Here is a 12,246-nt window from a genome sequence, read left to right as displayed (position 1 = left end):
ATGAAAACATTTAACAATAAAAATTTCTGTCTGATGCTTTTTAGTATCGCAGCAATTACCTTACTGGCGAGTTGTAAAAAAAGCTTCCTGGATCGCGATCCACAAGGAACATACACTTCCGACACCTATCCCTATCCTAAAGGATCAGGTCCATTTGATTCGGAAATATTTGCCACCTATGACATCCTGCGTTCATATGATGCCTCTGGAAGCGGATTTATTGCTGCAACCGGTATCAGAAGTGACGATGCTGATAAAGGCAGTACACCTACCGATGGCCCTACCTCACTTGAAATGGACAATTTCAACATTACCACCAGTAATGTCCTGGCAAATGATCTTTGGAGAGGCTACTTCAATATCGTAAACAAGAGCAATATTGTGCTGGATAAGGTAGCTAAAGATCTTGACCCGGGCACACCAGCAGAATCAAAAGTATTTGCAGAAGCAGAAGCTAAATTTTTGCGTGGCTATGCCTATTTCATGCTGGTACGCTTATTTGGCAGGGTGCCCTTGATAGACAAAGTATTTGATGATCCCGTTGTCCAATCTAACGTTGCCCAAAGTGAACCGGCCGCTACCTATACCTTAATTGAAAGTGACCTGCAGTTTGCCGGAACCAACCTGCCCTTAAGCTGGGATCCAAGCAAGTTTCCCGGACGAGCAACCAGAGGTGCGGCGAACGGCTTACTGGCCAAAGTATACCTTACCCGTCAAAACTGGGCAGCTGCCCAAAGTGCCGCTAACCTGGTTATTACCTCACAACAGTACAACCTAAGCACTCCATATGATGATATTTTTAAAGAAACAGGTGAAAACAGTAAAGAATCTGTATTCGAAATTCAGGCAACAGCTAACCTGACGGAAAAAAGAAGTTTCGGAAGCCAGTTTGCAAGTATCCAGGGTGTAAGGGGAACAGGTATCTGGAACCTTGGCTGGGGCTTTAATATCCCAAGTCCACAACTCGAAGGTACTTATGAAACCGGCGATCCACGTAAAGCCAGAACCATTTTATACGCCGGAGGCACCTCAGTTTTTGGTGAAGTTGTTCCTACCGGTTTACCAAATACCAGGTACAACCACAAAGTACACAGTAATCCTGCAACGCGAAATGCACTGCTTGACAATTTCAGCTATTGGATGAACATCCGGATCCTGCGTTATGCAGATGTATTACTGATGTATGCAGAAGCTGCAAATGAAGTAGGTGGCACCGCAAATACCACTGCTGCGCTAGATGCATTGAACAGTGTAAGAAAAAGAGCAAGAGGAACAACTCCGGGTATTTTACCAGACATCACGGTAACTGATCAGGCGCAGCTGCGCGAGATCATCCGCCACGAAAGAAGGGTTGAGCTAGCCATGGAACATGAGCGTTTCTTTGACCTGGTACGCTGGGGCATTGCCGGACAGGTACTGCAAAATGCAGGGAAAAATTTCGTTACCGGCAAGCACGAACTCTTACCTATCCCTTTTGCACAGATAGAGATCAGCAAGGGTGTATTGAAACAAAATTTTGGTTATTAATCATTAAAAATATACGAACATGAAGTTTTCAACATCATATTTCAATTATTGCGTTCTTTCCCTTACAGTCGGGCTCCTAATCAGTTCCTGTAAAAAAGACGGCAATCCAAATAACCTGCCCGATGCAGACGCATCAAAATATGCGGGGACGATTGATGGCTATAACAATTCCGATGAAGTTGCCTCGGCAAATCTGATTGCTTACTGGGATTTCGATGGCACAAACAATGAGAAAATCAGCGGTGCTGCCCCAACAACAGCAGCCGGCAATTCGTTTATTGATGGTGGTGTTAAAGGCAAGGCCCTCAGCCTCAGCGCCGGCTACCTTTATTATGCCACACAGTTTGCCAAATTTAAAACAGATGTTTTTGCCAATTTTACCATCAGTACATGGGTACAGATTTTGAACAATGGTTCAAAAAAAACCATGGTCTTCCAGTTGGCGCGTCCGGGTATATTTAACGGAAACATCAATTTCATTTTAAATACCCAAAGTTTTCCGGCCAGCAATACGGATGAGCTCAAGATCAATCCAACTTTTACAGCAGTAAGTGGTGGCATGCAGGACAATGTCAATACCAAAAGGGATAACCCTGGTGATGCCAATTATTTTCCTTACCTGACCCCAAAAATAGGCGCGAGTAAATGGACACACCTTTTGCTGACCTATGAAGGTACTACAGGTGTATTTAACATCTGGGCCGATGGCATAAGGGTTGGCGCCTTTTTTAGCAGAGGCCTTGGAACTGCACTCTTTAAATCCTATGAGCCAAGCGAAGTGATCATTGGAGGAAACTATAATGTTATACCTGGCAAAAGTGTAAGTACCGATGTAAGTTTTGCAGCAATGACTGGCAGAATTGACGAATTGAAAGTCTGGAACATTGCTTTAACAGACGCACACATCCAGGCCATTTATAAATTAGGCCTTGCCGGAAAATAAATATGTAGCGGAGCTACAACATGCAGCTCCGCTCATTAAACACCATTTGAACCCTATGACCCAATTTAAAAAGCTATTGTTTTACACCGGATGTTCCTGTCTTTTGCTACTGCTTGCCAGTTGCAGTAAAAGCAAAGAATCGGGCGTGTCAGCTACCGATACCTCCTTATCCTTTACCGTAAACGGAGCTTACAATGGCACTTTAAATTATGAGGTAAATGGAAAACCGGTTATCAAATTCAGCTTTACAGAAGCGATAGATCCGGCAACAATAGCTGCAGGTGTTAAACTTACCGATGCAGCCGGCGCAAATGTGGCCTTTAGCCAGGCTTTACAGGATGCAGATAAAACCCTCAGCATTACCCCACAAAACAACTTTTTGTCCTTTGCCGGTTATCACCTCGAAATAACCAATGCCATAAAACCGGCAAAGGGTGGACGACTGCTCAATCCGGTAAGGATCAGCCTCAGTACCGGTTTTGACGATACTGATAAATTTCCTCGGATTTCTGATGATGAACTGCTTACACTGATCCAGCAACAGACTTTTAAATACTTTTACGATTTCGGACATCCCGTAAGTGGCCTGGCCCGTGAAAGGAGCACTTCCGGCAATACAGTAACTTCCGGTGGTTCCGGATTTGGTGTTATGGCGCTGGTTACCGGTGTACACCGCAGTTTTATTACCCGTGCCGCGGGCCTGGCAAGAATGCAGAAAATCGTAGATTTTTTAAAAAACAAAGCCAGCCGTTTTCATGGGGCTTACCCCCACTGGCTGGATGGCAATACCGGGGCCGCATTGCCCTTTAGTACAAAAGACAATGGCGGCGACCTGGTAGAAACTTCCCTGCTGATGCAGGGTTTGCTTACTGCACGCCAGTATTTTACTGGCAGTGATGCTGCCGAAACCGCTTTAAGGAATGACATTACTTCCATTTATAACGGAGTGGAATGGGACTGGTACCGTAAAAACAACAGTGATGTATTGTACTGGCACTGGAGCCCGGATTACAACTGGGAAATGAACCTGCCCATTAGCGGCTATAACGAATGTCTGATCACTTATGTGCTGGCCGCATCTTCCCCTACCCATAGCATCCCCAAATCGGTGTACGATATAGGCTGGGCAAAAAACAGTGCCGTAAAAAATGGCAACAGCTATTATGGCATACCATTGCCATTGGGCACTGCCAACGGCGGTCCGCTGTTTTTCGCCCATTATTCCTTTCTCGGCCTGAATCCTATGGGCTTAACAGATACTTATGCCAATTACGAAACACAGAACAGGGCGCATACCCTCATCAATTATAAATACTGTGCAGACAATCCTAAAAAATATGCCGGTTATAGCGAGAACTGCTGGGGACTTACCGCCAGCGATATTCCTAATGGTTATGCAGCAAGCTCTCCAACTAACGATCGTGGTGTAATTGCACCAACAGCAGCCCTTTCTTCTTTCCCTTATACACCTGTAGAATCTATGCAGGCCTTAAAATTCTTTTATTACAAACTTGGCGACAAACTCTTTAAGGACTATGGCTTTGTAGATGCCTTCTCGCTACAGGAAAAATGGTTTGACACCCAAACCCTTGCCATAGACCAGGGACCAATTGTCATTATGATCGAAAACTACCGCAGCAAATTGCTATGGAATTTGTTTATGACTGCGCCGGAAGTTAAATCGGGCTTGCTTAAACTGGGTTTTAACAGCCCTAATTTATAAATTACACTTTAACATGAAACGAAACTTATTTTACCTGTTTTTACTTTTAACCCTTTTTACAAGCTCTACTTATGCCCAGGTAAAAACACTGCCCAATAAAAATGAAGGCATAAAGCCTGAAATGAAAATCAGGAAAGACCTGAACGACGAACAGCTGTTAGACCTGGTACAAAAACAAACCTTCCGCTATTTCTGGGATTTTGGACATCCGGTAAGCGGTATGGCCCGCGAACGCAGCAATACTACCTTAAATTATGGCCCTGAAGTGGTTACCACCGGCGGCACCGGATTTGGCGTAATGGCCATCATTGTGGCTGCCGAAAGAAAGTTCATTACCCGCGAACAGGCCGCTGCAAGAACAAAAAAGATTGTCGATTTTCTATATAAAGCAGATATGTACCATGGCGCATTTCCACATTGGCTGAACGGAGAAACAGGCAAGACCATCAGGTTTAGCCTTAAAGATGATGGGGCCGACATTGTAGAAACTTCCTTACTGTTTCAGGGCCTGCTTACTGCGCGCCAGTATTATACGGCAGACAACCCGGTCGAAAACAGTATCAGAAGTAAAATAAACGAAATGTGGAATGCCATAGAATGGGACTGGTTTACCCAAAACCAGCACGTGCTGTACTGGCACTGGAGCCCCAACAACGGCTGGGCTATGGACCACCCCATCAAGGGATACAATGAATGCCTCATTACCTACGTCCTGGCAGCATCCTCAACACGCCATAGCATTGATTACAAAGTATATAAAGATGGTTTTGCCAACAACAACACCTACCTGAATGGTAAAAAATTTTACGACATTACCCTGCCTTTGGGCTTCGACTATGGTGGCCCTTTGTTTTTTGCCCATTACTCTTTTACTGGCCTCGATCCCCGTGGTTTAAATGATGCCGGTGCCGATTACTGGGAACAGAACAGGAACCACACCCTGATCAACAGGGCTTATTGTATCGATAATCCTAAAAAATACAAGGGCTACGGTGCCAATAGCTGGGGTTTAACAGCCAGCGATAGCTGGTCTGGCTATGCTGCACATTCTCCAACTAACGATGATGCTGTAATTACCCCTACCGCAGCTTTATCTTCCTTTCCTTATACACCTGCAGAATCTATGCAGGTCTTAAAACATTTCTATTTTAACATGGGCGATAAGTTATGGACTGAATATGGTTTCATTGATGCCTTTAGTGAAGAAAAAAACTGGTATGCAAAATCCCACCTGGCCATTGATCAGGGACCGATCATTGTGATGATCGAAAATTACCGAAGTGGCTTGCTCTGGAAACTTTTTATGAGCAGTCCCGAGGTACAAAATGGTCTGCGCAGCCTGCATTTCAAAAGTCCCGCTCTCCAGAAACCTGTCATCAAAAACTAACAGCACAAACGAACACGCACCACCATGAAAATAGCTAACTTTTTTATCCTTACGCTCATTTTTACTGCCCATATAACTTTTGCCCAAACCAAAAAAACGGGCAAGGCTGCCCATCAGCAAATGAATACCTTCATCAGTAACCTGATGTCAAAAATGACATTAGACGAAAAGATCGGGCAGCTAAATCTGCTTACCGGTGGCGAAGCTACTACGGGCTCGGTAGTAAGCACCGATGTAGAAAGTAAAATCAAGAAAGGACAGGTAGGGGGTATTTTTAGCTTAACCACCCCTGCACGCATCCGTAAGGCCCAGGAAATAGCCGTTAATCAAACCCGGCTCAAAATACCCATCATATTTGGTCAGGATGTGATCCATGGATACAAAACTACTTTCCCTATTCCGCTGGCCTTATCCAGTACCTGGAACATGGAAATGATCCAAAAAACAGCCCGGATTGCCGCCATAGAAGCTACAGCAGATGGGCTGAACTGGACCTTCTCGCCCATGGTCGATATTTCCAGAGATCCCCGCTGGGGCCGTATTTCTGAAGGTTCAGGAGAAGACACCTATCTGGGCTCAGAAATTGCCAGGGCCATGGTAAAAGGCTATCAGGGTGATGACCTTGCTAAATACAATACCATGGTGGCCTGTGTAAAACATTTTGCTTTATACGGGGCCTCAGAAGCGGGCAGAGACTACAATACCACGGATATGAGTCTGGATCGCATGTATAATGAATACTTGCCGCCCTATAAAGCTGCGCTTGATGCGGGCGCAGGCAGTATCATGACCTCCTTTAACGACATCAATGGAGTGCCTGCCACTGCAAACAAATGGTTCATGACTGATCTTTTGCGTAAAGAATGGGGGTTTAAAGGTCTTGTGGTTACCGACTATACTGCGGTTAACGAGCTGATAGACCATGGCCTGGGCGATCTGAAAGCCGTATCGGCCCTGTCCATTAACGCAGGTGTAGACATGGACATGGTTGGCGAAGGCTTTTTAACCACCCTGAAAAAATCTGTACAGGAAGGCAAAGTAAAAGCACAACGCATAGATGAAGCCTGCAGATTGGTTTTAGAGGCCAAATATAAGCTGGGCTTATTTGACGATCCTTTCCGTTATTGCAATGAAGAAAGGGCTAAAACGGAAATTTTAAAACCTGAACACCTTGCTTTTGCCCGAGAGGTAGCTGCCGAATCTTTTGTGCTCCTGAAAAATGAAAACCAGACCTTGCCCCTTAAAAAAACGGGCACCATAGCTTTAATAGGCCCCCTGGCCAATACAGGGGCCAATATGCCTGGTACCTGGAGTGTAAACAGCGACCTGGCCAATACCGCCTCTCTTTTAACAGGCATGAAGGCCGTTTTGGGCAAACAGGTAAAAGTGGTACACTGCCTGGGTTCAAACCTGGTAACAGATGAGGCCTACCAGCAGCGTGCCACCATGTTTGGCCGCGACATTCCAAGAGACAACCGCCCTGAAGCAGAAGTGATAAAAGAAGCTGTGGAACTGGCCAAAACTGCAGATGTAGTTATTGCTGCATTAGGTGAAAGTTCTGAAATGAGCGGCGAAGCCTCCAGCCGTACCAACCTGGAAATCCCGGAAGTTCAGCAGCGTTTGTTACAAGCCCTGTTAAAAACAGGTAAACCTGTTGTACTGGTCTTGTTTACCGGCAGGCCACTGGTACTGAACTGGGAGCAGCAAAACGTACCGGCCATTTTAAATGTCTGGTTTGGTGGTACAGAAACGGCAAAAGCAATAACTGATGTACTGTTTGGCGATGTGAACCCTTCGGGAAAATTAACAGCCACCTTCCCGCAAAATGTGGGGCAGATTCCCTTATATTATGCGCATAAAAATACCGGCAGGCCATTGGCAGATGGAAAATGGTTCAGTAAGTTCCGCTCCAACTATCTGGACGTAAGCAACGAACCCCTATACCCTTTCGGTTACGGCCTAAGCTATACCAGTTTTGCCTACAGCAATTTAAGGTTAAGTAAAAACAGCTTTAAACCTGGTGAATCTATTACCGCCAGCATCGATATTAAAAACATCGGTTCAAGGGAGGGCAAGGAAGTGGTACAATTGTACATACGCGACCTGGTGGGCAGTTCTACCCGTCCGGTTAAAGAACTAAAGGCTTTCCAAAAGATCAGCCTAAAACCCGGAGAAAGCAAAACTGTGAGCTTTAAGCTGACCGAAAATGATTTGAAGTTCTATAATACGGCTTTAAGGTTTGTTGCCGAACCCGGTGATTTTAACTTGTTTATTGGCGGAAATTCCAGAGATGTGCTGGAAACGAAGTTTAGTTTAAGAAATTAATAGCAAATGTCCCTCTTTTGCAGGGACATTTTGTTAAAAACATTTCCTTATCTTACCACATCTAAAAACGCATTTCAAAAAAATGAACCAAACTTTACGAATCATTTCATTTAGCGCCTTTGCGATTATCTCTACATTTAAAATAATCCGCTATGTTAACAGGCCTGATGGTAACGCAGAAATCATTGACAAATATTTTCAAACTGAATGGCGTAATGACGGCAGATCAATGGAGCAATGGGTAAAATTAGCCCTGAAGGAACGTCACATCAACTATTCCAGTTTTTTCGTTAAAACAAACGGCAGCGACAATAATGAGGCCGTTGTGGCTTGTACCAATGACGACGAAACATTTCAGTATTATAAATACAATTATACCTATAAAAGCCTGGAACCTATTGAAGATGATGGGATAGCGAAGCCTAAATGAGCTTTACAATAAGATAGCTATAATAATTCAATAACCATGAACCAGCCCGATTATTCAACGTTCCCAACATTAAAAACCCCAAGACTGCTACGCAGAAGGCTTTTATTAGCCGACACTCCTGTAATTTATGAGTTGCGTTCTGATCCTGAAGTAGCAGTTTTAACTTACTCTACCTCTTCCTAACAGTTCATTGAAGGCTTGGTTGAGGTTTGCTGGGCTAAAGGGTACCTCTACCCCAGCAAACCCCAACCAAAGTTGCACTAAGCTCCCTTTCAGCCCAATATCAATGTGCCCCGCCACGTTCTTCTGCGTTTCCGATATTATTGCTGCGATTCCGTCATCGCTTCGAAATAAATACAGATTGCTTTTTTAATCCTGCGCAAAATCGATATTTTAGCCTGATGAGCAGATTCAAAATGACCTTTATGATGGTTTTACTGTTTTGCGGATTAAACGGTATTGCCCAGGATTTCACCAAATATGAAAAAGGGAGCTTTATTAAAGGAAAGGACAGCATTTTATACCGGGTACTTTTTCCTGAAAATTTCGATGCTGCAAAACAGTACCCCATTCTGTTCTTTTTACATGGAAGGGGCGAAAGCGGCAACGACAACCAGAAGCAACTGACGCATGGCGCAAAACTGTTTTTAAAACCCGAAATCAGAAAACAGTTCCCAGCTATTGTGGTGTTTCCGCAATGCAGTTCAGACAGCTACTGGGCCAATGTAAACATCAGTACAGAGGCTAACGGCAAACGCGTTTTCAATTTTCAGGAAAAAGGAAAACCTACAAAGGCCATGCAGGCTTTACTGGGCATGGTAAATAATTTTATGGACAAGCCTTATGTAAACAAAAAGCAGGTTTATGTGGGCGGCTTGTCTATGGGGGGGATGGGTACCTACGAACTGCTGAGGCGTAAACCCCGCTTGTTTGCTGCTGCTTTTGCCATATGCGGGGGCGACAATGTGGCCAATGTACAGCGCTATCAAAAGGTTCCCCTATGGATTTTTCATGGTGAAAAAGATGACGTAGTACCGGTAGGCTGCTCAACCATTATTGCTGATCAGTTAAAAGTACTGGGCCATCCTGCTAAACTTACCTTGTATCCTGAAGCCAATCACAACAGCTGGGACCCGGCCTTTGCAGAGCCGGATCTGTTGCCCTGGTTATTTTCTAACAGTAAAAATTAATCTGGCATGTTGTGGTAAACGGCCTGAACATCATCGTCCTCTTCCAGTTTATCGATCAGCTTCAATACATCAGCAGCCTGTTCTTCGGTCACTTCATGGTGTGAAAGGGCAATGCGTTCCAGCTTGGAACTTTTGAGTTCTATGCCCTTCTCTTCCAGTGCTTTTTGCAGGGATCCAAAACTTTCAAATGCGCCCTGTGCAACTGCAATATCGTTACCTTCTTCATCAGCTTCTACATAGAGTTCTTCCAATCCGGCATCAATCAATTCAAACTCCAGTTCTTCCAGGTCCAGGTCATCGGCAGGCACAAACCTGAATACAGATTTCCTGTTGAATACAAAATCCAATGAACCCGTTTTACCTAAAGTACCATTGGTTTTATTGAAATAACTACGCACATTGGCAACGGTACGGTTGGTATTGTCAGTAGCAGTCTCTATCAGTACTGCCACCCCATGCGGAGCATATCCTTCATAAACAATTTCCTCATAGTTGGCCATGCTTTTATCGGAAGCCCTTTTTATGGCGGCATCCACACGGTCTTTAGGCATGTTTACAGCTTTCGCATTTTGTATAGCCGTACGCAGGCGCGAATTGGTTTCAGGATGTGGCCCGGCCTCTTTCACTGCCATCACAATATCCTTACCTATCCTGGTAAACTGTACGGCCATTTTGGCCCAACGTTTAAATTTTCTTTCTTTTCTGAATTCAAATGCTCTTCCCATTTTCTTGCTATATTTTTCGTCAACCTGAAATTTCCAGGGTTTGATCTGGTCTTGCAGCCACTAACGGACAGGTTGCGAATTTATAGTTATTTTTTTAAATTTTTCAACATATCGGTTGTCAGTTTTGCGAGGTCAAATTCCGGCTTCCAGTTCCAGTCGCTGGCTGCATAGCTGTCATCAATAGAACGTGGCCAGCCATCGGCAATATGCTGGCGCGGATCATTGGCGGTATAAGTTAATTTAAAGTCCGGAATATGTTTCCTGATCTCAGCAGCCAGAATCTCTGGTGTAAAGCTTACACCGGCAAAATTATAACTGGAACGGATTGAGATTTTGCCGGCCTCGGCATCCATCAATTCAATGGTCCCCCTGATCGCATCGTCCATATACATCATCGGCAATTCGGTTGCAGCATTTAAAAAAGAAGCATAACTTCCTTTTTTGAGTGCATCGTGAAAAATATGGATGGCATAATCTGTAGTACCCCCACCCGGTGCAGCCTTCCAGCTGATCAGTCCTGGATAACGGATACTGCGCACATCAAGCCCATACTTCTGGTGGTAATATTCGCACCAGCGCTCGCCTGCCAGCTTGCTTATCCCATATACCGTGTTCGGATCCATCACACAAAACTGCGGGGTCTGGTCTTTAGGCGAATTGGGACCAAAAACGGCTATAGAGCTTGGCCAGTATACTTTTGCAGTTTTATAGGTGATGGCCAGCTCTAAAATATTGAGCAGACCGTTCATGTTCAGGTCCCATGCCAGCTTTGGGTTTTGCTCACCTGTAGCCGATAACAAAGCGGCCAGCAGATATACTTGTGTAGGTTTATATTTTTGGAAAATGGTGTTCAGTGTTTCTTTTTCCAGCACATTCACAAATTCAAAAGGTCCGGAATTCTTAATGTCATAATCAGGCCGGCGGATATCGCAGGCGATCACATTATCTTCACTATAGGTCTTCCGCAATGCAGTAACCAACTCTGTGCCGATCTGACCGTTGGATCCCAATACTAATATTTTTTCGATCATCATTTGATATGAATTATAGTAATCAGTAAGTATAAGAGCAAACCTATTTAAAATTGTTCATAGCGACCAAATTTGTGCCCAATAATTAAGGATAAACCTGTTTATCCGTTCAGATCTGTGAACTATGTAAATACACAAAAAATTGATTTAGTAACAAAAACATTATATATTTACTTTATGGTGTATTTATAACACTATCTATTTTTTTTTGCTTAATATTACAAAACAGAACACACTTTAAATACACACGGACACCCTTAATAACCAAATATGAACAGAAGAGAAGCGGTGAGAAGTGTTGCCTTTTTAATGGGCGGCGCACTATCGGCAACTACAATTGGCGTATTTTTAGAAAGTTGCAATTCACCATCCACTAAAACAAACGGAACTTTATTTACCGACGATCAGCAAAAGCTGATCACCGAAGTTGCAGACATTATTATTCCTACCACCAGCTCTCCCGGGGCCAAAGCCGCAGGAGTTGGGCCATTCATCAGCATGATGGTTAAAGACTGTTATCCCGATGATGCGCAAAAGGCTTTTGTGAAAGGGCTGGAGGACCTGGACAAGCAGTCGAAGGAAACCTACAAGAAATCTTTTCTGGAACTGAGCGTGGCACAACGCCAGGAACTGCTGGGTAAAGTAAGGGATGAAACAGTTGCAGCTACCAAGGCCGAAAAGGAAAATCTTGACAAGCAGCAGCAGGCCGAACAAGATAAACAAAAGACAAATCCGGCAGATGCCGCCAAATCGCAGACAGAGAATGCGGGCAACATTTCGATCTTACCGAAGGACAAGCCTAAAATGGAACCTCGTTTTTTTGCCATCATCAGGGATTTAACGTTACTGGGCTATTTTACTTCAGAGATAGGTGCTACACAAGCATACGCTTTTGTAGAGATCCCGGGCCGTTACGATGGTTGTGTAGACCTGAAACCAGGTCAGAGAGTTTGGTCGTAAACCTT

General features: G+C 44.3%; 10 protein-coding genes. 8 read left to right on the top strand and 2 right to left on the bottom strand.

Features of this window, described 5'->3' with window-relative positions:
- The 7 genes from HDC92_RS22565 to HDC92_RS22535 all read left to right on the top strand — a co-directional run bounded on the left by HDC92_RS22565 (position 1) and on the right by HDC92_RS22535 (position 9,525).
- Positions 1-1,527, top strand: a complete 1,527-nt coding sequence (locus tag HDC92_RS22565; RefSeq protein WP_183877205.1) for a RagB/SusD family nutrient uptake outer membrane protein — start codon at positions 1-3, stop codon at positions 1,525-1,527.
- A 19-nt stretch (positions 1,528-1,546) separates the two neighbouring features.
- Complete coding sequence (locus tag HDC92_RS22560; RefSeq protein ID WP_183877204.1) at positions 1,547-2,470, top strand: LamG-like jellyroll fold domain-containing protein; 924 nt, start codon at positions 1,547-1,549, stop codon at positions 2,468-2,470.
- Positions 2,471-2,525: 55 nt separating this feature from the next.
- Complete coding sequence (locus HDC92_RS22555; protein ID WP_183877203.1) at positions 2,526-4,193, top strand: glucoamylase family protein; 1,668 nt, start codon at positions 2,526-2,528, stop codon at positions 4,191-4,193.
- Positions 4,194-4,206: 13 nt separating this feature from the next.
- Positions 4,207-5,580, top strand: coding sequence for a glucoamylase family protein (locus HDC92_RS22550; protein WP_183877202.1), 1,374 nt, complete (start codon positions 4,207-4,209; stop codon positions 5,578-5,580).
- 24 nt (positions 5,581-5,604) lie between these two features.
- Complete coding sequence (gene bglX, locus HDC92_RS22545) at positions 5,605-7,905, top strand: beta-glucosidase BglX (protein WP_183877201.1); 2,301 nt, start codon at positions 5,605-5,607, stop codon at positions 7,903-7,905.
- 82 nt (positions 7,906-7,987) lie between these two features.
- Positions 7,988-8,335 carry a hypothetical protein gene (locus HDC92_RS22540; protein ID WP_015809439.1) on the top strand — a complete coding sequence of 116 codons (348 nt, stop codon included), beginning with the start codon at positions 7,988-7,990 and terminating at the stop codon, positions 8,333-8,335.
- 401 nt (positions 8,336-8,736) lie between these two features.
- Positions 8,737-9,525 carry a prolyl oligopeptidase family serine peptidase gene (locus HDC92_RS22535; RefSeq protein ID WP_255484651.1) on the top strand — a complete coding sequence of 263 codons (789 nt, stop codon included), beginning with the start codon at positions 8,737-8,739 and terminating at the stop codon, positions 9,523-9,525.
- Here the strand turns inward: HDC92_RS22535 and HDC92_RS22530 are convergent.
- Together HDC92_RS22530 and HDC92_RS22525 are read right to left on the bottom strand one after the other, a co-directional pair.
- The gene (locus HDC92_RS22530; RefSeq protein WP_015809442.1) at positions 9,522-10,250 is read right to left on the bottom strand and encodes a YebC/PmpR family DNA-binding transcriptional regulator; all 729 of its coding nucleotides are present in this window, start codon (positions 10,248-10,250) and stop codon (positions 9,522-9,524) included. The genes HDC92_RS22535 and HDC92_RS22530 overlap by 4 nt on opposite strands.
- A gap of 86 nt (positions 10,251-10,336) precedes the next feature.
- Positions 10,337-11,281: an NAD-dependent epimerase/dehydratase family protein gene (locus HDC92_RS22525; RefSeq protein ID WP_049772322.1), complete on the bottom strand. Its 945-nt coding sequence runs from the start codon at positions 11,279-11,281 to the stop codon at positions 10,337-10,339.
- Between the two features lie 270 nt (positions 11,282-11,551).
- On the opposite strand from HDC92_RS22525, the gene HDC92_RS22520 reads away from it, so the two are divergent.
- Positions 11,552-12,241, top strand: a complete 690-nt coding sequence (locus HDC92_RS22520; RefSeq protein WP_183877200.1) for a gluconate 2-dehydrogenase subunit 3 family protein — start codon at positions 11,552-11,554, stop codon at positions 12,239-12,241.
- Positions 12,242-12,246 lie beyond the last annotated feature (5 nt).

The organism is Pedobacter sp. AK017 (genome assembly GCF_014200825.1).
GTDB lineage: Bacteria > Bacteroidota > Bacteroidia > Sphingobacteriales > Sphingobacteriaceae > Pedobacter > Pedobacter heparinus.
This window is presented reverse-complemented; position numbering and strand designations above follow the sequence as displayed.